The organism is Nocardia sp. NPDC059195 (assembly GCF_042754695.1).
In the GTDB taxonomy this organism is placed as follows: domain Bacteria; phylum Actinomycetota; class Actinomycetes; order Mycobacteriales; family Mycobacteriaceae; genus Nocardia.
In genome coordinates, this window is record NZ_JBHZBG010000006.1 from 25,133 (window position 1) to 47,483 (window position 22,351).

At 68.7% G+C, this 22,351-nt stretch carries 18 protein-coding genes; 6 read left to right on the forward strand and 12 right to left on the reverse strand.

The genetic code is table 11. The features are described from left to right. Positions 1–171 precede the first annotated feature (171 nt). The 9 genes from gatB to ACFXKN_RS10525 form a co-directional block, all read right to left on the reverse strand. Positions 172–1,677: an Asp-tRNA(Asn)/Glu-tRNA(Gln) amidotransferase subunit GatB gene (gene gatB, locus ACFXKN_RS10485; protein WP_378953503.1), complete on the reverse strand. Its 1,506-nt coding sequence runs from the start codon at positions 1,675–1,677 to the stop codon at positions 172–174. A 45-nt stretch (positions 1,678–1,722) separates the two neighbouring features. Next, positions 1,723–3,102 carry an alpha/beta hydrolase family protein gene (locus ACFXKN_RS10490; RefSeq protein ID WP_378953501.1) on the reverse strand — a complete coding sequence of 460 codons (1,380 nt, stop codon included), beginning with the start codon at positions 3,100–3,102 and terminating at the stop codon, positions 1,723–1,725. A gap of 61 nt (positions 3,103–3,163) precedes the next feature. Then, positions 3,164–4,198: an ATP-dependent 6-phosphofructokinase gene (locus ACFXKN_RS10495; RefSeq protein ID WP_378953499.1), complete on the reverse strand. Its 1,035-nt coding sequence runs from the start codon at positions 4,196–4,198 to the stop codon at positions 3,164–3,166. Positions 4,199–4,226: 28 nt separating this feature from the next. Then, positions 4,227–5,117 (reverse strand): hypothetical protein, encoded by an 891-nt coding sequence (locus ACFXKN_RS10500; RefSeq protein WP_378953497.1) that lies wholly within the window; start codon positions 5,115–5,117, stop codon positions 4,227–4,229. Positions 5,118–5,226: 109 nt separating this feature from the next. Beyond that, the gene (fdhD, locus tag ACFXKN_RS10505; protein WP_378953495.1) at positions 5,227–6,036 is read right to left on the reverse strand and encodes a formate dehydrogenase accessory sulfurtransferase FdhD; all 810 of its coding nucleotides are present in this window, start codon (positions 6,034–6,036) and stop codon (positions 5,227–5,229) included. Positions 6,037–6,119: 83 nt separating this feature from the next. Further along, entirely contained in the window at positions 6,120–6,290 is a 171-nt protein-coding gene (locus ACFXKN_RS10510; RefSeq protein WP_378953493.1) for a hypothetical protein, read from the reverse strand. Between the two features lie 245 nt (positions 6,291–6,535). Beyond that, positions 6,536–9,436: a protein kinase gene (locus tag ACFXKN_RS10515; RefSeq protein WP_378953491.1), complete on the reverse strand. Its 2,901-nt coding sequence runs from the start codon at positions 9,434–9,436 to the stop codon at positions 6,536–6,538. Positions 9,437–9,537: 101 nt separating this feature from the next. Continuing rightward, positions 9,538–10,227, reverse strand: coding sequence for a response regulator (locus ACFXKN_RS10520; RefSeq protein WP_378953489.1), 690 nt, complete (start codon positions 10,225–10,227; stop codon positions 9,538–9,540). Beyond that, on the reverse strand, positions 10,224–11,537 hold the full coding sequence (locus ACFXKN_RS10525) for a sensor histidine kinase (protein ID WP_378953487.1): 1,314 nt from the start codon (positions 11,535–11,537) through the stop codon (positions 10,224–10,226). Before ACFXKN_RS10525 ends, ACFXKN_RS10520 begins: the two co-directional genes overlap by 4 nt. A 156-nt stretch (positions 11,538–11,693) precedes the next feature. Between ACFXKN_RS10525 and ACFXKN_RS10530 the strand changes: the two genes are divergently transcribed. The 3 genes from ACFXKN_RS10530 to ACFXKN_RS10540 are packed head-to-tail and all read left to right on the forward strand — an operon-like array spanning position 11,694 to position 15,256. After that, the gene (locus ACFXKN_RS10530) at positions 11,694–12,017 is read left to right on the forward strand and encodes a hypothetical protein (RefSeq protein WP_378953485.1); all 324 of its coding nucleotides are present in this window, start codon (positions 11,694–11,696) and stop codon (positions 12,015–12,017) included. 27 nt (positions 12,018–12,044) lie between these two features. Further along, positions 12,045–12,767 (forward strand): ABC transporter ATP-binding protein, encoded by a 723-nt coding sequence (locus tag ACFXKN_RS10535; protein WP_378953483.1) that lies wholly within the window; start codon positions 12,045–12,047, stop codon positions 12,765–12,767. Beyond that, a complete protein-coding gene (locus tag ACFXKN_RS10540; RefSeq protein ID WP_379432895.1) occupies positions 12,764–15,256 on the forward strand; it encodes an ABC transporter permease in 2,493 nt (830 codons plus the stop codon). Before ACFXKN_RS10535 ends, ACFXKN_RS10540 begins: the two co-directional genes overlap by 4 nt. A 222-nt stretch (positions 15,257–15,478) precedes the next feature. On the opposite strand, the gene ACFXKN_RS10545 is transcribed toward ACFXKN_RS10540, so the two are convergent. After that, positions 15,479–17,947, reverse strand: a complete 2,469-nt coding sequence (locus tag ACFXKN_RS10545) for a protein kinase (RefSeq protein WP_379432896.1) — start codon at positions 17,945–17,947, stop codon at positions 15,479–15,481. Positions 17,948–18,103: 156 nt separating this feature from the next. On the opposite strand from ACFXKN_RS10545, the gene ACFXKN_RS10550 reads away from it, so the two are divergent. Then, the gene (locus tag ACFXKN_RS10550) at positions 18,104–19,000 is read left to right on the forward strand and encodes a hypothetical protein (RefSeq protein ID WP_379432897.1); all 897 of its coding nucleotides are present in this window, start codon (positions 18,104–18,106) and stop codon (positions 18,998–19,000) included. A gap of 10 nt (positions 19,001–19,010) precedes the next feature. Here the strand turns inward: ACFXKN_RS10550 and ACFXKN_RS10555 are convergent, their stop codons facing one another. Then, complete coding sequence (locus ACFXKN_RS10555) at positions 19,011–19,676, reverse strand: response regulator (protein ID WP_379432898.1); 666 nt, start codon at positions 19,674–19,676, stop codon at positions 19,011–19,013. 9 nt (positions 19,677–19,685) lie between these two features. Then, positions 19,686–20,849, reverse strand: coding sequence for a sensor histidine kinase (locus ACFXKN_RS10560; protein ID WP_379432899.1), 1,164 nt, complete (start codon positions 20,847–20,849; stop codon positions 19,686–19,688). Positions 20,850–21,016: 167 nt separating this feature from the next. Here ACFXKN_RS10560 and ACFXKN_RS10565 point away from each other — a divergent pair, with 167 nt between their 5' ends. Both ACFXKN_RS10565 and ACFXKN_RS10570 read left to right on the forward strand, forming a co-directional pair. Then, positions 21,017–21,781 (forward strand): hypothetical protein, encoded by a 765-nt coding sequence (locus ACFXKN_RS10565; RefSeq protein ID WP_379432900.1) that lies wholly within the window; start codon positions 21,017–21,019, stop codon positions 21,779–21,781. Positions 21,782–21,821: 40 nt separating this feature from the next. Then, positions 21,822–22,253: an SRPBCC family protein gene (locus ACFXKN_RS10570; RefSeq protein WP_378953469.1), complete on the forward strand. Its 432-nt coding sequence runs from the start codon at positions 21,822–21,824 to the stop codon at positions 22,251–22,253. Positions 22,254–22,351: the final 98 nt, after the last annotated feature.

Sequence of the window (22,351 nt, forward strand, 5' to 3'; positions counted from 1 at the left end):
CCCACGGGGCACGCGGACCGACCAGAGAGCGAAACGGCCGCCCGCCCTGCGAAAGCAGAACGGGCGGCCGGGTTTTGGTTCTTGACGACGGGCTGCGATCGACGAGCTGGACCTATCCGCGCCGCCTTCTCGACGTCGCGGCTGGGCCGGCCCAGCGCCGAAATCGCCGCGCTAGCTGCAGGCTGCGATGACCAAGTCGCGAACGCGAGCTGCATCGGCCTGGCCGCGCGTCGCCTTCATGACGTCGCCGACGATCTTGCCCGCGGCCTGAACCTTGCCGGAGCGGATCTTCTCGGCGATATCGGGGTTCGCGGCGAGCGCCTTCTCGACCTCGGCCTGGAGGGCGGAGTCGTCGCTGACCATGCCCAAGCCCTTGGCTTCGACGATGGCGGCGGGTTCGCCCTCACCGGCGAGGACGAAGTCGACGACCTGCTTGGCGACCTTGTTGTTGACGGTCTTGGCCTCCACCAGCGCGATCACCGCGGCGACCTGGGCGGGGGTGATGGGCAGCTCGGCCAGGGCGATATCGCGTTCCTTGGCCTTCTCGGTGAGGTAGGCGACCCACCAGGAGCGCGCCTCGTTCGCGGGCGCGCCTGCCTCGACGGTGGCGATGATGAGATCGAGGGCACCGGCGTTGACGAGATCGCGCATGACCTCGTCGGACAGGCCCCAGTCGGCCTGGATGCGGGCGCGCACCAGCCACGGGTACTCGGGAATGGTGGCGCGCAGTTCCTCGACCCACTCGGCCGCGGGGGCGACGGGCTCGAGGTCGGGCTCGGGGAAGTAGCGGTAGTCCTCGGCGGTTTCCTTGCGGCGACCGGCGGAGGTGGACCCGTCGGCTTCCTGGAAGTGGCGGGTCTCCTGGACGATCTCGCCACCGTCGGTGAGTACGGCGGCCTGGCGGCGCATCTCGTAGCGCACCGCGACCTCGACGCTCTTGAGCGAGTTCACGTTCTTGGTTTCGGTGCGGGTGCCGAATTCCTTGGCGCCGACCGGCATCAGCGACACGTTGGCGTCGCAGCGCAGCGAACCCTGCTCCATCTTCACGTCGGAGACATTGAGTGAACGCAGCACCTCGCGCAGCGCGGTGACGTAGGCGCGAGCGACCTCGGGGGCGCGCTCACCGGCACCGGTGATCGTCTTGGTGACGATCTCGATCAGCGGCACGCCGGCGCGGTTGAAGTCGAGCAGCGAGTGGCTGGCACCGTGGATGCGACCGGTCGCACCACCGACGTGCAGGGACTTGCCGGTGTCTTCCTCCATGTGCGCGCGCTCGATCTCGACGCGGAAGATGGACCCGTCGTCGAGGGTCACGTCGAGGTAGCCCTCGGTGGCGATCGGCTCGTCGTACTGGCTGATCTGGTAGTTCTTCGGCTGATCGGGGTAGAAGTAGTTCTTACGCGCGAACCGGCCCCACGGGGTGATCGAACAGTTCAGCGCCAGACCGATGCGGATGGCCGATTCGATGGCCTTCTCGTTCACCACGGGCAGCGAGCCGGGCAGGCCGAGGCACACCGGGCACACCTGGGTATTGGGTTCGGCGCCGAACTCGGTGGGGCAACCGCAGAACATCTTGGTCGCCGTGGACAACTCGACGTGGACCTCCATGCCGAGCACCGGCTCGTACCGGGAGATGACATCGGCGTAATCCATCAACTCGACCGTGGGTGCGCTCATAACGAGCAGTCTAGGTAAGCCCGCTGACACACTCGGCCGGTGGTCCTAGCGGGGCGGGACGCGCTGGGTGAGCCAGTCGGTGACGTAGGTGAGTACTGCCGGGTCGATGGTCGTCTCGATGGTGGCGTATTCGCTGGGTTTGCCGGTCGCGGTGGGCTGCATCATGTGGTTGAGACCAGGGAAGACGTGCACCGTCGCGTCGGGACCGGCGGCGAGGTTCTCGCGCATCGGGCCCTCGTTCTGGGTGAGGACGACCTGCTGGTCCTTGTCGCCGAAGAACGCCAGCACCGGCACGCGTAGCGCCTGCAGCGCCGGTTTCGGATCGTAGGTGATGAACGAGGTCATGTACGGGGTGTTGAACCCGTCGACCACCTGCTGGGGCGCGCGTTCGGCTACGGGCAGGGAATCGTTGTGCCGCTGGGTGAAGGCCTTGGCGCCCTCGATATCGCCCGCGCGCAGCAGCGCCGACCAGGCCGTGACGTAGGCGACCTGTTGGTCGATCTGGTCCTGCGGTGCGCCCGTCGAGGCCATGATCACTTTGTTCTGCTCGATCAGCACGTCGGCGCCGGGGACCGATGGGCCTGCCATCAGGACCGCGAAGGCGACATTGCTGTCCGGCAGCGCGGCGACGACCGGCGCGAGGTAGCCGCCTTCGCTGTGCCCGAACAGACCGACCCGGGCGGGATCGATCTCGGGGCGGGCGCGCAGGAACGCGACGCCCGCGGCCGCGTCGGCGGCCAGGTCGGGGTAGGTGGCGTCGTCGAGTTTTCCGCTGGTGCCGCCGACACCACGGTCGTCGGTGCGCAGCACGGCATAGCCCGCGCGGGTGAAGGTGTCGGCCAGCAGCTGGAACGGGCGATGGTCCATCAACTCTTCGTTGCGGTCCTGCGGTCCACTGCCCGTGATCAGCAGGATCGCCGGAAACGGGCCGCTGCCTTCGGGTTCGGTGAGGGTGCCCGCGATGGTGATGTCGCCGTTGCGATAGGTGACGTCCTCGCTGCGGTACGGGTACGGGGGTTTCGGATCCTGCGGGCGGGGCGGGCTCTCGATCTTGCCGCGCTGCAGCGTGACCGGTGCCTTCTCCCCGAACTGGACCCAGTCGCCGACGAGCCGGTCACCATCGAGTTTGCCGCGGAAACCCGGGTCGCCCGGTACGTCGGGAATGTTGAACTCCACCCGGTCCGGTTCGGTACGAACGTCTTTCAGCGGCGCCTCGCGCACACCCTGAACCGGGATGTCGATGGTGGCCGACCCGTCCTCGGCGAAACTCACCCCGATCGCGATCGGCTGCCCCGGCACCTCGATGTCACCGTGCCAGCTGCCATCCACGGAGGGGGCCGCAACGTCGTCCGAAGCCTCCGAACACCCCGCCACCAGCGCGGCGACGACGAACAGAACCGAAACGATCACTCGACCGGTGCGCATGAACCCCACGGTACCGACGCGCACCGACAAAGTTCGACAACCCGGGGCAACCGGGCCGATATCAGCCGAAGAAGGCCGACGCCTCACTGAGCCGTTCCGGCGGAACGCGTTTGAGCTGCTTGGTCGCCTCCGACAGCGGAACCAGCCCGATCTTGGTGCCGTGCAGCGCCACCATCTGACCGAAATGTCCCGCGTGCACCGCCTCGGCGGCGTGCACCCCGAACCGCGTCGCCAGAATCCGGTCGTAGGGCGTCGGACTGCCACCGCGCTGGATATGGCCGAGGACCGTGGTGCGGACCTCCTTGCCGATGCGGCGTTCGATCTCCGAGCCCAACTGCTGGGCCACCCCGGTGAACCGCTCGTGGCCGAACTCGTCGATCCCGCCCTCGCGCAGCGCGAATCCGGAATCGGGCGCGGGATGCGCGCCCTCGGCGACCACGCAGATGAAGCTCTTGTCGCCCCGCTGGAAGCGGGCCTTGATCATCGCGCACACCTGCGCCACGTCGAACGGTTCCTCGGGTACCAGGGTCAGGTGGGCACCCGCGGCGATACCGGAATTCAGCGCGATCCAGCCCGCGTGCCTGCCCATCACCTCCACCAGCATCACCCGCTGGTGGGATTCGGCGGTGGTGTGCAGGCGGTCGATGGCCTCGGTGGCGGTCGACAGCGCGGTGTCGTGGCCGAATGTGACGTCGGTGCAGTCGATGTCGTTGTCGATGGTCTTCGGCACGCCGACCACCGGCACGCCCTCGTCGGCGAGCCAGCTCGCGGCGGTGAGGGTGCCTTCGCCACCGATCGGGATCAGCGCCTCGATGCCGTTGTCGTCCAGGGTCTGCTGGATCCGGCCGAGGCCCGCGCGTAGCACCTCAGGATTGGTGCGCGCGGTGCCGAGCATGGTGCCGCCCTTGGTGAGCAGCCGGTCGGTGCGATCGTCGTTGTGGATGCGGATCTTTCGATCCTCGAGTAGGCCGCGCCAGCCGTCTTCGAAACCGACGATGGCATCGCCGTAGCGTCCGTTCGCGGTGCGGACCACAGCCCGGATCACCGCGTTCAGACCTGGACAATCCCCGCCTCCGGTCAAGACTCCGATGCGCATGCCGTTCATCTTGCCGCACCGGCGCAGATCAGGGGCAGTGACCTCCGGCGAGCTCACTCAGGTGTCCCGAGATGAGCGTCGCCATCTTGTCGAGCATGGCCATACCGTCGTTGAAACTGCCCGAATCCGGTTGTGCGGCGAAGGCGATCGCGATCCGGCCCGTGGGTGAATCGATCAGTCCGAACTGACGGACGAGGTACTTACCCCCCAGGTCGGGACCCCAGCCGCCCTTGAACTCGGCGCTGCCGAACGCGCCGAGACCCCAGTGGTGGCTCGCGATGATCTGCTGCATCAGCCCCACCACGCGCTCGCTCTGCGGTATGCACGGCAACTGCGAGGCGAAGCGCACCTGGTCCGCCAGCGTCCATTCGGCCTGGCCGTAGACCGACACGTCGGCACGGGTGCGCGTCGTCGGCACTGTGGTGCGCGCGTCGCCGCCTTCGCGCAGGACGCCCTCCACCGCCTTGGCCGCGTCGGCGCCACCGCCGAGCGAGGCCCACAGGGTGTCGGCGGCACCATTGTCCGAGGCGGTGATGGCGGCAGACGCGTACGACGAGTAGGCAGCACTGTTGCGCAGGGCCGCGATGGCCAGCGGCACCTTGATCGTCGACCAGGCCGGCCCGGATGACCAGGTGCCGAAGGTGACCATCGTCTTGCCGCCCACCGGCATGACCGCCAGCCCCGCGCTGCCACGGAATCCTTGCTGGAGCTCGGCGAAATCGGCAGCCAGGCTGCCCGGCATCGCGATGGAGAAGGTGCCGTTGCCGGCGCCGGGATCGGGATCGGCGACGGGAACCGTCGTTGTCACGCGCGGTGGGGCGGCCTTCGGCTCGCTACCGCAACCCGCGGTGGCGAGCACGGCCACGCCCACTATCGCGGACAGCACCACCCAGAAGCGGTGGCGTCGTTCATTATTCATGATCTGAAGCATTTTCTTTTGTAAACTCCCCCGGGGCGTTCGGTGCTGGCGACCCGTACCGTTACCGTACTGCGACATATGCCGATCGCCCACTTCGAGCGGTCAACCCTCAGGTCAGGCGGTGTTCGCCGGTGTAGATATTCATCGTCTCGGCACGGAGGAACCCCACCAGTGTGAGATCGGACTCAGCGGCCAGGTCGACGGCGAGGGCGCTGGGCGCCGACACCGCGGCCAGGATCGGGATCCCGGCCATCACCGCCTTCTGAGCCAGTTCGAACGACGCGCGACTGCTCACGACCAGCACCGAATCGTGCGCGGGTACCCGGTTCTCGCGCACCGCCCAGCCGATCACCTTGTCGACGGCGTTGTGCCTGCCGATGTCCTCACGCAGGGCGAGCAGGGTGCCGTCGGTGGTGAACAGGCCCGCCGCGTGCAGGCCACCGGTGGACTCGAACAACTTCTGCCCGGCGCGCAGCTGTTTCGGCAGTTCGGCAAGGGTGTCGGTACTGATCGACACGGATTCGTGCGGGATCGGGAAGCGACTGTGGGTGCGCACGTCGTCGAGGGCGGTCTTGCCGCAGAGACCGCAACCACCCGTGGTGAGGAAATTGCGGGTGTGGATCGGAACCTGGTGGCGTAGACGCAGGTCGAGGACGTTGTAGGTGTTGTGGCCCGCGCTGTCGGTGCCCGCGCAGTAGCGGGCGCTGACGATGTCGTCGGCCGAACCGATGATGTCCTCGCCGAAGAGGAAGCCGTGGACGAGGTCGATGTCGTTGCCGGGCGTGCGCATCGTGACGGTGAGCGATCGGCCGTCGACCCGGATTTCGAGTGGCTCCTCGACGGCGAGCGTGTCGGGTCGCTCAATCCGCCCGGTTGGGGAAAGGCGGGTCGTCTTGCGCCGTGCGGTGACTCTGCTCATCCCATGACTCTGCTCAATGCGCGGGATCTGATCAACACGGCTTACCGATCAGCTGATCGGCCCGACCGCATCCAGGCGCCGGGTCAGTCGTCCTGGTCGTCAGCGGCTTTGTTGCGCGCCTTCGCGATCTCGAGCGCCTTCTCGGCGGTGGCCTGATCCGGGTAGGGGCCCATTCGGTCGCCGTACCAGCAGGTTTTGCCCTGTTCGGCCTTGTGGTGCTCGAGGCAGTAGTACCACGCGTTGTCATCAGCCATGCCAGCCAGTATGCAACGTTTCGCATACCGGTGTCTCGAAGGCGGTACCTCGGGAGTCGCGGACAAGTTTCACGCCGCCGAGCAAGTCGAGCTCGGGCGGCGTAGGCGCATGTCGCGGCGCCAACCAGCTGCGCCGCTCCACGGTGGAGGCCGACGGTGAATCGGCTCGGGGACACAGTGGTCGCTTCGGCGAGCTGAGGGTAGTTGTGGCCGCGGCCCCCTGTCGGGGCCGCGGCGGATTTGTGTCAGTAGACGTACACCACGGCGTTCTCACCGCCGGTGCAGGTAACGAGTTTGCCCTCCGGGGCGCACGTCATCGTGTAGGTGCGGCCGGTCACCGGGCTGGTCGCCACCACTGGGCGCGCGCCCGAGCCGCCGCCTGCGTAGGCCTCCCGGACCGCCTCGGCGAAACCACAGCTGGTGACCTCGCTGCCGACGGCGACCTTGCTGTAAGTGCCGGTGGCGGAACCGGATTCACAGGGTTGCGCGCCTACCGGCAGGGTGACCGGTCCCGCCGAGGTGGTGGGAGCGGCGGTGGTCGCGCGCGGGGTGGTGCCCGCGGGTTGGCTGGAGCTGCCCGGTGCTTGCGAAGTCGGTGCGGCCGCGGAGGTTTCGGCGGGTTCGGCGACCGACATCATCCGCCAGCCGATCGCGCCACCGACCGCGAGGACCACCACGGCGAGGACACCGACCAGGACCGGGAGCAGGACCGATCGTCGGCGGCCCGAATCCTGGTGCGCCCAGGCCGGATCGGGGCCGTACGCCGGATCGGGGCCATAGGCGGGATCGGGATCGTAACCGGGATCGTAGGCCGGATCACGGTAGGCGTGGTCACCGTAGGCACTGGGCGGTTCGTCGTAGTCGGAGTACGCGTTCTCCTGACCCGCGTACTGCCGGGTCGCCGCGGCCCGCGCCGGATCCTCGAACTCCGGGGCGGCTTGATGTGCGCCGAAAGGTGCGGCGCCACCACGGTATTGGTGCGTCGGCTGCGAGCGCTGCGGATCCGGTTCGTCGGCGAGGCTCCCACCGTAATGCTGGGTCGGCGCCGACCGTCGCACCTCGGCGGGGTCGTATTGCTCAGTCGCCGGACTGAACTGCCCGTGCGGGCCACCGAACCGGTCCTCGGACGCCTCGTCGAATCGGTCAGCGGGACCACCGAATCGGTCTCGTGGATCGTCGAGATCGCCACCGAACTTCTGCGTCGGCGGCGCGAAACCCGCAGGCGGATTCGACGCGGATGGATGGTATTGCTCGGTCGGCGGGCCGAACGATGCCGGATCGGCCTGGTCATCGGCGAACCGGCCGGGACGGCCATCGAATCCGGTATCCGGCGCACCGCCGAAAGACCCTCCGGGACTGGCGAACAGGTCCTCCGGGTCGTTCTGGTCACCACCGAACCGCTGCGTCGGAGGCGCGGGCAGGTTCGAGCCGGGTGCGCCGAATTCCGGTGCGGGAGCGGGGAAGCGGGGGTTGGGGTTCGACGCCGGGGCGTGGTATTGCTCCGTCGGCGGGGTGTACGCGGCCGGGATCGGGTGTTCGCCGGAGTAGCGCTGGGTAGGGGCTGCCCGGTGCGGCTCCTGGCCGTATTGCTGAGGTGGGAGGCGGTGCGGGCCGGTCGGCGCCGGGTAGTGGGTAGCCGAGGCGGGGCGCGGTGGCTGCAGGAGCGGAGCCGATGTTTCGCCCGGCTGCGCACCGTCGTAGAGGTGCGCGTCAGGGAAGGGGCGCATCCGCGGGAGGCCCTGGTCAGGGGTGTAGGCCGGTGGCGGCTCTGGGGCTTCCGGCTCCTCGGCCGAGGGGAGAGGGGTGAAGTGGGTGTCGGCGGCCCGGATTTCGGCGGGGCCGGTCGGCTGGATCACCGCGGGGATCGAGATCTCGCCGGTGCCCTCCACGGGAATGCGGCGGAAGCCGGTGGTGTCGTTGGCCCCGGCGCGTGCCTCGGGTGGGCGGATGATCAATGTCGGCTGGGCACCGGTCGCGGTCGACTGGCTGCGCGAGGTCTCGACGCCACCGGTGGCGGTCACCGCGCCGATCACGCGGAACTCCCCCGTCGGCGTCGGCACCTGCTCGACGATGTCGGGCTCGTCCGAGTCGGGTGCTCCCGTGCGGGCATCGGCTCCAGCGGCACCACCGGTCGGCGACCCGGCGGCACCACGTCCCGCACCGGCGGCGAACCCGGCTGCGGCGGCGAACCCGCGCCCTGGCCCAGGCGCGGAGCCCGGACCGCCGGTCGGCGAACCAGCGGGCCCCCGCAGCGTGGCACCGGACGAAGAACCTGCGGTCACATCATGACCACCGGGTTCGCGGCGGGCTCCGGTGTACGACGCGAGCGCACCCGGAGGTGGGGGCACGGGCGCGCCGCCATCGCGCATGGCCGAAGCCAGCGCTCGACGAGCGGCGACAGCCAACGCACCGGCCGACGCATACCGATCGGACGGGTCCTTGGCCATGCCGGTCCCGATGACATCGTCGAGTGCGCCGGGTATCCCGTGCAGTAACTCACTCGGACGGGGCGGCGCCTCGGACAGATGCGAGCGGACTAGCACACTCATGCTCGCGGCCGGGAAAGGCGAAGCGCCGGTGAGGCATTCGTGCAGCACGCAGGCCAGCGAGTAGACGTCGGCGCGGCTCGAGATCGGGCCGACATCGAAGCGTTCCGGCGCCATGTAGATATAGGAGCCGACCGCCATCCCGGCCTGGGTGACCGCACTGTCACCCTCGGTGTGCGCGATGCCGAAGTCGGCGAGGTAGGCGAAATCGGCGGGCGTGACCAGGATGTTGGCGGGCTTCACATCGCGATGCACCAGGCCACCCGCGTGGGCGGCATCCAGCGCCGCGGCGATCTGTTCGACGACAGCGACCGCGCGTTCCGGGCTCATCGGCCCGCCCCCGCGCAGCACCGTCCGCAGATCGGTGCCGGGCACCAAGCGCATATCGATGAAGAGGACCCCGTCGATCACGCCCCAGTCGTGGATCGGGATGACGTGCGGTTCGGCCAGCTTGGCCGCGGCTTGGGATTCCCGGCGGAACCGGACCTGGTATGCCGGGTCCTGTGCCAGCTCCTGCGCCAGCAACTTCAGGGCGACCACTCGATCTTTGCCGGTGTCGTAGGCCTCGTAGACCTCGCCCATCCCGCCTTTGCCCAGCATCGACCGCAACTCGTACGGACCGAATCTGGTCCCCGCCCGTGACCCAGGTGCGTGCACCGGCGTCCGCCTCCCACTTCTGGCAGGTCCGCCGGACCTGCTTCTCAGTAGGAAGATTCTCCCGGTGTCACTACGCCGTGGTCAAACGCGAACACGATCGCGGCGGCTCGGTCGCGCAGGTCCAACTTGCCGAATATGTGTCCTACGTGGCTTTTCACCGTCACTTCCGAGATACCGAGTTCAGCGGCGATCTCGCTGTTGACCCGGCCCGAGCCGATCAATTCGAGCACTTCGTACTCGCGGGCGGTGAGTTCGCCGAGTCGGCGATCGGTGCGAGTACCGACCGGTTTCACTGTTCGGTAGGCCGTGAGCACTCGTCCCGTCACCGAGGGGTCGAGCCAGGCGCCACCGCTCGCCACGGTGCGGACCGCGCGGATCAGATCCTCGGCGGGCGAGTCCTTGAGCAAGAACCCCGCGGCGCCCGCGCGCAACGCACCGGAGAGCAACTGATCGTCGTCGAAGGTGGTGAGCACGAGGACCGGCGGAGCGTCGGGGCGGGCCCGCAGCAACCTGGTCGCATCTATGCCGCCGACCCGCTTCATGCGCAGATCCATCAGCACCACATCGGGTCGTTGGGTGGCGATCGCGGCGGCGACCTCGTCGCCGTCGGCGCACTCGTTGATGGTGAAGCCGTCGCGGCGGCGCAGGATGCGGCGCAGTCCCCCGCGCACGAGTTCCTGATCGTCGACCACGAGCACTGTCACCAACTGCTCGATCGGCGAAGCGGTCGTCACGTGTCCTCCTGGAGTTTGTTCCACAACTTGCCGGGCAGCATGGCCGAGATGGTGGCGCACGAGCCCGTTCTCATCGGGAAGCCGACCCGCACGGTCCAGCCGTCGTCGCCATTGCCCGCGGTGATCTTCCCACCCAGCAGTTCGGTGCGTTTGCGCATGCCGCGCAGTCCCATCCCGGTGTCGCGGCGTGGCACGGGCCCGAGCGGCAGCGGATTGGACACGATCATCGTCGCGGCCTCGGCGGTGACGTCGAGGCGGACCGTGGCGGCGGTGCCCGGCGCGTGTTTGGTGACGTTGGCCAGTGATTCCTGGCCGATCCGATAGAGCGCGTGGCCGATGGCGCCGGTGACGGTGGCCAGCTCGCCGGTGCGTGCGTAGTCGACGGTGAGCCCCGCGCGGCGGAAGTCGCCGACGAGCTCGTCGATATCGGCGGCGCCCGGCTCGGGGGCCAGCTGGGCCGGGCCCGCGTCGAGCATGCCGACGGTGCGCCGGATGTCGGCCATCGCCTGCCGGCCGAGGCGTTCGGCCTCGACGAGCGCTTCCACCGCCTCGGTGGGGTCGTCGTCGGTCTGCAGTGCGCGCCGGGCGGCGGTCAGGTGCAGCAGGGTGATCGAGAGTGAATGGGCGATCACATCGTGGACTTCGCGGGCGATCCGGCGCCGCTCCTCGTCGGCGGCCTGACCGGAGCGGATCGTCTGATTCTCGCGTTCTTGATACAGGAACCGCCGCTGGTACTGCAGCAACACCCCGACGAACATGCCGAGCAGGACACCGATGACGTACATCGGTAGCCCTTCCAGCGGCTGCTCACCCCACTTCAGGTGCCCGGCGATGTCGAACGCGATCAGTTCGAGGATGGCGACCAGGGTGAATCCGATCGACCACCCGCGGGACGCGACCGCGGCGACCTCGCCGGCGACGATCACCAACACGAACGGCGCGAAGTCGGCGGTGACCGGCTGTAAGAGGAACAAGCCGCACGACAGCAGGGCTGACGCCTTCAACAGCATCGGGTGCGGGTTCACGTGAAAGAACGCGAACAGGGGTATCGGCAGGAACGCGGTGGCCATGGCCAGCAGCGGCAGCGGGCTCGGGAAGTAGGAATGTCGCTGGATCACCGCCGCACCGGTGACCACCAGCAGTGCCAGGTCGGCGGCGAGGATCACCGCGGGTGGATAGTCGTAGGGCAACGATTCGATGCGTTCGCGGACCGTGGTGAGCAGACGTGACACCCCGGCCTTGGCCGCGAACCGCTGCCGCAGGCTCGGCCGGCCCGGCGCCTTCGCGGGGATGGCGTGGCTCACATCCATGATGTAAGGCTAGTCGCCACCTACCGGGCGAGCATCGTCCCGCGAACGGTACCGATCTCCTACCGCGGTAGGAGAAGAAGTCGGGTCCCCGGCACGACGATTCGGCATTTCACCGCCCGTAGCGTGTGGTTCACCCGCTCACGGAAGGTGAAGCCCATGACCTGGACCGATCTGCACCACCGCACCGAGATTGTGCACACCGTGCTCGCAAGGGCCGCGATCGACCCGAACGACCCCGCACTGTTCGCCGGCATCGCTGAACTCGACCGGCTCTTCGGCGGCGTCGACGGCCTGCTGCAGGCACTGGCCAATCGCTGGGACAATCATCTCCACGTCAAACTCGAACTCGCCGAGATCGACGGCTGCACCCCGATGGAGGCCTATCTCGAGCTGGCCGCCGAACAACCGGCCCTGCGTGCACTTCTCGACGCACGCCCGGCGATCGGGCAGACTACCCGCGACCGCGCACTCGCACGCTGAAACTCGAAACTCATTGGGGGACAAGATATGCCCGACATCGAATCGCAGGAGCAGCCGATGCTGGAGTTGACCCGGGTGGTCAAGCAGTATCGCGTCGGCGATCAGGAAGTGCGCGCGCTCGACGAGGTGAGCATGCGCATCGAGGCAGGCCAGTTCACCTCGATCATCGGCCCGTCGGGTTCCGGCAAGAGCACCCTGCTGCACCTGCTCGGCGCGCTCGACCGCCCCGACGAGGGTTCGATCCGCTTCCGCGGCGCCGAGATCGGCGATCTCGATGAAGACAAGCAGGCTGCGTTCCGCCTCGAACAGGTCGGCTTCGTCTTCCAGTTCTTCAACCTGCTGCCGACCCTGTCGGCGTGGGAGAACGTGGCCGTCCCGAAATTGTTGGACGGCACCGGATTACGCAAGGCGAAGCCGCGCGCACTGGAGTTGCTCGACCTCGTCGGCCTCGGCGATCGGGCGCAGCATCGGCCCGCGGAACTGTCCGGTGGGCAGATGCAGCGCGTGGCGGTGGCGCGGGCTCTGATCATGGATCCGCCGCTGATTCTGGCCGACGAGCCGACCGGCAACCTCGATTCCAAGACCGGCGCCGCGATCCTGACCCTGCTCGGTGACATTACCGCGCAAGGTAATTCGGTCGTGATGGTGACGCATGACATGAGTTCGATCGACTATTGCGACCGGGTGATCACGTTGCGCGACGGCCGGATCGGCGCCGATGAGCTAGCCACCGCGCGGGTCGACGCATGATCGCCGCGGCATGGGATCGATTGCGGCTGTTCAACTTCGGTGAACTGCTCCGCCATCCCGGCCGTACCCTCTTGTCGGGGGCGGTGATGGGGGTATCGGCGGCGTTGATCGTGGCGGTGCTGAGTATTTCCGGCTCGGTCACCGGGTCGGTCGACAAGCTCACCAAGGGTCTGGCAGGCACGGCCGAACTCGAGATCACCGGGATCACCGATGCGGGATTCGAACAGTCACTGCTACCCCGGATCACCGCGACGCCCGGGGTGGCGACGGCGGTGCCGATGCTGCGCGGGACGCTGGGCGCGGGCCCTGATCGGGCGCTGCTGATCGGGGCCGATCAGACGATCGGCGCGCTCGGCAGCGATCTGGCGGGGCCGATGTCGCAGTACACCACCAAGCTGCTCGGTACCGAGCGCGGCGTGCTGGTCGGCGCGGCCATGGGCCTGCGCGAGGGTGACCCGGTGCGGATCGGGGCAGGCACGGCCAAGGTCGCCGCCGTCCTCGACTCCGAGGCGACCAATCGGCTCAACAGCGGCCACGTGGTGGCCGGTCCGCTGCCGCTGATCCAATTGCTCACCGACCGGGTCGGCAAGCTCGATTCGGTGCAGATCGTGGTGGAACCCGGCACCGATGTGGCCGCGCTGCGCACCGCGCTCACCGAAGCGGTGGACGGGCGGGCCGTGGTGGCCGAGCCGAGTCTGCGCACCGCGCAGGCCGGTGGCGCGATTCAGATCATGCGGTATTCCACGCTGATGTCGTCGGCGGCGGCGCTGATCGTGTCGGCCTTCCTGATCTACAACGCGATGAGTATGGCGGTGGCGCAACGCAGGCCGACGCTGTCGCTGTTGCGGGCCATCGGCGGCAAGCGCGCGCCGATGGTGCGCGATCTGCTCGTCGAGGCGGCGATGCTCGGGCTGATCGGTGGGGCGATCGGCGCGGGGATCGGTGCGCTGATGGGGCGGTTCGCGATCGGCAGGCTGCCCGCCGCGATCGTGCAGTCGGTCGAGGCGCGGACCGAGTTCCAGGTGCCGAACTACGCGGTGCCCGTAGCGATTTCCGCGTGCGTGGTGGCGACGGTGCTGGCGGCGTCGATCGCCGCGCGACAGGTGTACAAGGTCGCCCCGGTCGAGGCGTTGGCGCCCGTGGAGGCCGGCGATGCCGCGTCGGCCAGTTCGGTTCTGCGGTGGGTCGCACTGGCCGCGGGCCTGTTCCTCGGTGCGGCGGCGGTGGTCATCGCCTTCCTCGACCTCGGCCGTCTGTCGCTCGCCGCGATCACGCTGTCTTTCACCGCGACGGTGTTCCTGTGTTTCGCCGCCACCGGACCGATCGTGCGCGGGTCCGCGGCGATCGCCCGCTGGTTCGGTGCGCCGGGCGCACTCGGGGCGACGACGCTGGAACGCGCGCCACGCCGTGTGTGGGCTACCGCGATGACGGTGATGATCGGGGTCGCGGCGGTGGTCGCCCTCGGTGGAGCGGCGGGCAACATGGTGAAGTCGGCGACCGATTCGTTCCAAAGTCTCGGCGACACCGACCTCTACGTGAGTCCGAGCCCCGTCGAACAGTTCCCGACCGGCCCCGTGCTGCCCCCCGGTTTGGCCGACCGGGTCGCGGCCGTGCCCGGTGTCGAACAGGTGAACCCAGCCCAAATGGCCTTCGCGACCATCGGCAGCGGTCGGGTGATGTTGCAGGGGTATCCGCCGAGCACCTCCGACACCCGCCTCGGCGCGGTTGACCCGGCGGTGATCGATCGGATGGAGCGGCGCGAAGGCGTTGTCATCACCCGCGACGTCGCCCGTTCGCTCTCGCTCGCCGTCGGCGACGAGATCACCATGCCCACCCCTTCCGGTAAGCGGAAAACGGCAGTACTGCAGGTGATTCCGTACTTCACCGCGGTATCCGGGGTGGTGATGATGAACCTCGACCAGATGCGGGAGTGGTATCAGCGGCCCGGTGAGACGATCCTGTCGATCCAGTACGTGCCGGGCGCCGATCCCGACGCGGTGCGGGCCGCGGTGCGCGCTGTGGTCCCCCAGGAGATCCATGTCGACAGCGGCGACGACATGGTCGACGCGATCTCCTCGAGCGTCCAGCAGGGTGCGGCGATGAGCAACATGATCCTGTGGATCGTCGTGCTGGTGGCGACGGTGGCATTGCTGAACACCCTGATGCTGTCGGTCCTGGAGCGACGCAGGGAGCTGGGGGTGCTGCGCGCCATGGGCACCAACCGCAAGTTCCTCCTGCGCTCGGTGCTGGCCGAGGCCGCGGGTATCGGATTCATCGGCGCGGCAATCGGTCTCGTCGTCGGCATCGCGGTGCAATACCTGGCCACCGTGGGGATCGGCCATGCGATGACCATCGACATCGTCTACCGTCCGAGCCCGGTGATCGCGGTCTACAGTGCGGTCGCACTGGGCCTGGCACTGCTGGGATCGATCCCGCCTGCCCTGCGCGCGGCGAGGATGCCGATCGTGGCGGCGCTGGCCGTGGACTGACGTTGGTCGCTGCGGCATCAGGTGTCCCTGCCTGGCGCCGCAGCGACGACAGGTCGACCGTCGCGGCGGCGGCCGTGAACCCCGAGCCCGCGCCACACCGGCGGGCATCTCGTCCGACGCGGCGAGCGACTGAGCCGGCGACCCTGAAACAGTCGCAGGCGGGTCGGCGTGGTGGCGCTCTGTGCGGTAGGAGGCTGATCCCGCACGGTCAGCGGTTATCGATCAGAGGGGGACTTCTTCCCACCACGCGATGACCTCGTCCTGCGCGGAGGGGCGTGGGGCCCCGCCGGCGCCGCTGCTGCCCCGGCGGCTCACCACGACAAGATAATTCGCGCGATCCGAGTCATCGGGGAAGCTCAGCACCTGATGCGCGGTCTGCGTGCGAGTGCTCGCCGGATCCTGAACCACCCACCGCTGCAACGAGAACGGCACTCCGTCCTTGTCCCCCGCATAGCGAACCGTCGCGGGCAGCGCCTCCGACACCGACCGCGCCTGGCCCGCGTTCGCGTACTCCAGCACCAGGTAGCTCACCGCACCCGCCTGATTGTCGGCCCGCTCGCACTGCCATCCGGCAGAGATCGGAGTCCACTGCAGCGCAGGCTCTTTCCACGCCAACTCGCTGACATCGCGCACCCCCACACACCGCGTCCCCCGATACCCCACCCCATCACTCATCTCCCCCTGCGGAACCAACGTCGGAAACACCCGCCGACCACTCGAGAACGAATCCTCCGCCTCCGCAACCGAACTCGACGGCTTCTTCGCGCCGCCCTCCGCGTCGAGATCGCCGTCGTCATCCCCCGGCAAGACCAAAACAACCAACGCGACAACCAACGCCACCAACACCAGAACCAGCGCCACCAACAGCACCCACCCGAACCGCTGTATCCCCGAAACCCGCCGAGGCACCGCCCAATACCCCCGCGAAGGACCCTCCCAAGGTCCCCCCTGCCCTGGCTGCGCCGCACCGGGCTGCCGACCCGCACTACCCGGCTGACCTACGCCACCCTGCCCCACACCGCCCGGAGGCATCGCCTGGCCCGCCCCATCCTGCTGCGAGACGCCCTGTGGTGGTAGCTGTCCCGCTCGGTCTGCGTTCGGTGGTCCAGGGATCGACGTCACCTTGGTCAGGGCCGCCGAATTCGCCGCATCCAGTTCGCCCGCATCGGGCGTCGACATGACATCTGTTGCCGCAGTGGCGGATACCTCGTCCAGATCCTCGCCGTCAGCAGCCGAACTCCCGCTGACGGAGCGCGCGGATCCCGGGCCGCGGTCGCCGCCGATCGCCTCACCCCCGCGGGATCGCTCCAGCGGGGACGCCACAGGCTTGTCGAGAGATATCGAGCTGGACGGTGTTCCTGCCCCACCGCGGGGTGGCGCGGGTGCGGGCTCGGCAGTCGGCTCCTGATCCGCAGGCGACCCAGACCTACTGAGCGGTCCAGCGCTCGAGTCAGCCGACGAAACCCCACCTGGAACAGGCGGTTGCACGCCAGACGGCCGCGCACCGGGAGGTTCCGCGTCCGACCACTGCCCGCCAGACGGGGGCGCCACGAACTGCCTTCCCGGTGCAGGCATCGCGGGCGGTACCGCATTCGGCGGTGCGGCAACGGGACCAGCGGCCGCGTGCGGAGCCGCGGACTGCGCAACCGGTCGCTGGACCGCCGCCGGCGGGACCGCTGCGGGCGGGCGGGACGGCGGCTGCCAATTGGGTTGTGGCCCAGGCTGCATGGGTGGGCCTTGGTAAACGGGAGGCGCCATCCCCGGCTGAGGGAAGGGTGTGGCCGGTCCGGGCTGCGGGGCAGGCGGGTAGTAGCCCGGCGCCGAGTTCGCGGGTGGACGCGGCAGGACAGGTGGCGTCTTCGAGGTCAGTGCCTGACGTGCCGCCTTGGCGAACGCGACACACGAATCGAACCGCGCCGCAGGATGTTTCGCCATCGCGGCGGCGAGCACAGCGTCCATGATCGGCGGTAGACCCGCGCGCCGCAGCGCCAAGGGTGGCGGCGGGGCGTAGAGGGTTCCGCGGATGATCTCGTTCGGGTCGGCGGAGTCGAAGGGCGCCAACCCGGTGAACAACCAGTACAGCGAACACGCCAGCGAGTACTGGTCGGAGCGGTGGTCGAGGTCGGCGCCGGTCATCTGTTCCGGCGACGCGTAAGCCAGTGTCGCGGTGAACATTCCCTGCTGGGTGAGGTGGGTGGAGTCGGCGCGCAGGCGGGCGATGCCGAAGTCGGTGAGGAAGACCCGTTCGCCCTGGCCACCGGTGGAGCGGGCCAGCAAGATGTTGGCGGGCTTCACATCTCGGTGCAGCACTCCCCTGCCGTGCGCGTAGTCCAGTGCGTCGGCGACGCCCTCGATGATCTGCACGGCCCGCTCGGGCGGCAACGCCATCGGGTCGACGGTCGCGGCGTCGACCCCGTCGACGTACTGCATGCTGATCCAGAGTTGTTCGCCCTCGGTCCCCCGGTCGTAGACGGTGACGATGCCGGGATGGTCGAGCCCGGCGGCCAGATCGGCCTCCCGTTCGAACCGTGCGCGAACTCGCTCGTCGGCGAACAGGTCCCGGTTGAGCAGCTTGAGCGCGGTCAGCCGATCCAGGCGCGGATGCCTGGCCAGGTACACCGTGCCCATGCCGCCCTGGCCCAACATCGCCTCGATGGTGAACCCGGCGAACACCTCACCGATGTCGTGCACTGTGACCCCCTTCCAACCGTGTGACCACGCTCATTCGAATTCTCGCCGAAAATCGGTGAAACTTGCTAACGGTCGTCCGGTAGCGTCCGGACGCGTTTGACGAGAAGTTTGCACCGCCGAAGCACACGCGCACTGGGTGGTGGGGAGGATTCGGTGGTGAAGTCGACCGGAAAGGCGGCTGCCTGTCGCAGGCTGCTGCTCGGTGGGGTGCTGGCAACCGCCGTGCTGTCCACCTCGTGTACCACGCCCGGCACCCCGACGGCGGTGAGCGCGCCCACCGTCACCGTCAACAGTGAAGACGCCTGGCATCCGGGATTGTCCATCGTGGCGCCCGATTCGCTGGCGGCGGAGTTCACCCTGCTGCAATCGACGCTGCCCGGACAGGTCGGCATGGCCTTGATGCCGGTCGGCGGCGGCCGGATGACGATCTACGGCGACTGGTCCACCGGGATCGCCTGGTCCACGATCAAGATCCCGCTCGCGGTCGCCGCGTTGCGCCACGATCAGGACCAGTCGATCTTCGAGATGGTGCAGGCCGCGATCACGGTGTCGGACAACGACGCCGCCGAAGGCCTGTGGGAATCCCTCGGTGACGCACCGGAAGCCGCCGACGCCGTGCAGCAGATCCTCGACGAGGCGGGCGACGCGGGCACCGGAAAGGCCGGCACCCATACCGAACTCGACGTCACCGCCTTCGGTGGCACTGAATGGTCGCTGGCCAACCAGGTGCGGTTCGCGTCGCGGCTGCCGTGCCTGCCGCAGGCCGAGGTCGTCACCGCGCTGATGGGCGAGATCACCGAGGAACAGGGCTGGGGTCTGGGCCTGCTCGACGACACCGAGTTCAAAGGCGGCTGGGGTCCCGACGACGTCACCGGGATCTACACCGTGCGCCAGTTCGGACTGGTGCCCATCGGCAGCGGTCAGCTCGCGGTAGCTCTCGCGGCGCAGGCTGATTCGGGTTCGTTCGACGACACCACCGTGCTGCTCGATCGGATGGCGCTGCTGCTGGCCCGGCACTTGCCGAACCTGCGCGGCGGTGTCTGCCCGCGCTGAGCGCACCGGCTCAGCCGGGAACGACCAGGCCGGATTCATACGCCAGGACCACCGCCTGGGCGCGGTCGCGCAGCCCGAGCTTCGAGAACACCTTGGAGACATGGGTTTTCACGGTCTGCTCGGCCACGAACAGCGCCGCGGCGATCTCGGTGTTCGACAACCCCTTGGCTACCAGTTCGAGCACCTCGCGTTCGCGTGGGGTCAGCGTGCCGAGCGCCGACGCCGGTGCGGTGCGCACCGTATTGCGCCTGCGGGTGACGTCGGCGATGAGCCTGCGGGTGATGGTGGGCGCGAGCAGCGCCTGACCGTCGGCGACCACCCGCACCGCGCGCACCAATTCCTCGGCGGGCGCGTCCTTGAGCAGGAACCCGCTCGCACCGATGCTCAGCGCCTCGTAGACGTAGTCGTCGATGTCGAAGGTGGTGAGCATGAGCACCCGCACCGGCGGATCGAAATTCGCGGTGAGGATCGCACGGGCGGCGTCGAGGCCGTTCATCTCCGGCATCCGCACATCCATCAGCACCACATCGGGACGCAGCCGCTTGGCCTCGGCCACCGCCACCTTGCCGTCGGGTGCGTCGCCGACGACGCTGATATCGGTCTGCGCGCCCAACAGGGCACCGAAACCCTGGCGCACCATCGCCTGGTCGTCGGCGATCAAAACGGTAATAGCCACCCAACCACCCTAGTGGGTGGGCAGTTTCACCGAGACCTCGAATCCGCCGGTGAGTGTGGCCCCCGCGTGGAGTTCACCGCCGACCGCGACAACGCGGGTGCGCATGCCGTCGATGCCGTGACCACCGCCCGCACCGGGTTGCGGCACCGTGGCGGTCGCGGCGTTGTGCACGGTCACGCCCACCTCGCCGGGGATCACCGCCACCGCGACCTGCACCGCGGCACCCGGTGCGTGCCGAGCGCAGTTGGCCATCGATTCCTGCACCACCCGATAGACGACCAGGCCGGTCGTCTCCGGCACCGAATCCAGATCCCCGGTCACCGTCCAGTCGACCGGCAGACCCGCGCGCAGGGCCGACGCGCACAGCGCGGGCACGTCCGAGGCGCGCGGCTGCGGCGCGTGTTCGGGCAGCTGGCCGTCACTGCGCAACACCCCGAGCAGGCCCCGGATCTCGTTGAGCGCGGTGCGGGCGGTGGCGCCGATGGATTCGAATTCGGCACGCGAGGCCTGGTCGAGGTCGGTGATCCGATACGGCGCGGTCTGCGCCTGCACCACCACCATCGACATGTGGTGGGCGACCACATCATGCAGGTCACGGGCGATGCGCGCCTTCTCCTCCAGGATCGCCCGGCGCGCGCGCTCGAGTTCGGTCACCTCTTCCTGGTGCTCCAGCTTGCGCCGCGAGGCCAGCAGGATCCGCACGAGATAGCCGAACAGGGCCAGCGCGCCGAACCCCATCGCCCAGCCCCACAGCGGACCGGTCTCCGAGCCGGGCATGGTGGTGGCGAACAGCATCGAGGTGGCCGCCCACGCGACGACCACGATCGGCACCGAGGCCCGCAACGCCACCGCGAACAGCAGCACGAACAGCACGATGACGTGCACGACCTGGAAGGGCAGGTCATTGTCCGCGCCCGGCCGCATACCGATCGAGAACAACAGCGCGGCTCCCGCGGAGATCGCCCAGCCCATCGCCGGGTTGACCCGCACGAACAGAATCGGGAAGGCCGCCAGTGCCGACAGCAGCGGCGCGGTGACCGGTGACACCTCATGGGTCACGAACAACGTCGGCCACGCGATGCTGTACAAAATCAGCGCGACCAGCACCGTTGCGAAGTCGAACCAGGTGCGCGCGGGTACTCCTCGCGCGGCGGGGCGCAGTGGTGCGGTCATGACAGTGAGCCTACGAACCGTCCGGTCAGCGGACCTCATACCCACGAACCGAATACGACCCCCTACCCTGGTGTGACCCCGGCGCCGGGTCTGCCACCCGCGCGCCCCGAAAAACAAGTCCGCAGCGGGATGCCTGCCGCGCGACCCGCTCCTTACCGTCGGAGGCCATGAACACCCCGCTTCGCCCGGTACCCGCCGCTGTTGTGGCCCGTACCGCAGACACCGCAGCCTCCGAGCCGACCCCCGCCGCCGCTGGACAGCACCGCCGCCGTAGCGGCGTCGCCCTGTGCACGGCCGGACTGGCCATGGCCGCGGCCGTGGTCATGTCGGCACCGGGCGCCATGGGCGGCACCACCCCGGACAGCACCGAGAACGTGGTGGCCGCCGCCGCGGTGCGGGCCCTCAGCGACGACAGCCCCGACGCGACTTCGCTGATCCCGCGCGACTTCGGCTACAAGTTCGGCTACGACCCCGCGCCGCAAGACGGCCTGCTGGTGAACCCCAACGGCGACTGCTCCTCGCCGGTGACGCTGCCCGCCGAGTTCGAGCCCGCCTGCAAGGCCCACGACCTGGGCTACGACGTGCTGCGCTACGCCGAGCGGATCGACGAACCGCTGGGCGGGTGGGCGCGCCGCTCGGTGGACGCGGCGCTGAACCGGCGCATCCACGCGGCCTGCGAGCTGCGCGACGACGAGTTCTCCCGCGCCCGCTGCGCCGTGATGGCCGATATCGCGTTCACCGCCGTGGACGTGAACTCGCGACGCCAGGAATACGGCGCACCGGTGGTCGAGAACGTCTTCGCCCAGACTGACCCGGCCGACCGCCCCAACCTCTGGCCCCTCGCACGCACGATTCTCGGGTTGTTCGCGGTGACGGCGGCCTCGGCCGTGATCATCGACGCGCTGCGCAAGGTACGTCGCCGGTTGGCATGATCGGGTTGCCCAAAACTAGAACATGTCCTAGTTTTCACCCATGGCCCTAGTCATCGACGAAACGATCGAGATCGACGCATCCGCCGCGAAGGTGTGGGAGGTGCTCACCGATTTCGAACGCTACGGCGAGTGGAACACCTTCTGCTACGAGGCGTCGAGCACACTGGAACCCGGTTCGGCCATCGATATGCGGGTCAAACTCGGCAGCAACCGCAGGCCGCAGCGGGAATGGATCCGCACCCATACCCCCGGCGTCGAGTTCAGCTACTCGATGAAGTCGGTACCCCTGGGCACCTTGCACAGCCTGCGCTCGCACACCGTCGTCCCCCTCGGTCCCGACCGGTGCCGCTACGAGTCACGGTTCACTCTCGCCGGCTGGTTGAGCCCGGTGGTGACGCTGGCACTCGGCAAGCATTTGCGCGCGGGCTTCACCGCGATGACGGCGGGCGTCGGCAGCCGCGCGACCGCGTAGGCACCTGACCGCCCGCTGTGCGGCCGGGATCGAGCCGAGGAGATAACCAAAAGCGGGGCGCGCCAGATTCTTTCGAACCGGCGCACCCCGCTGATGGG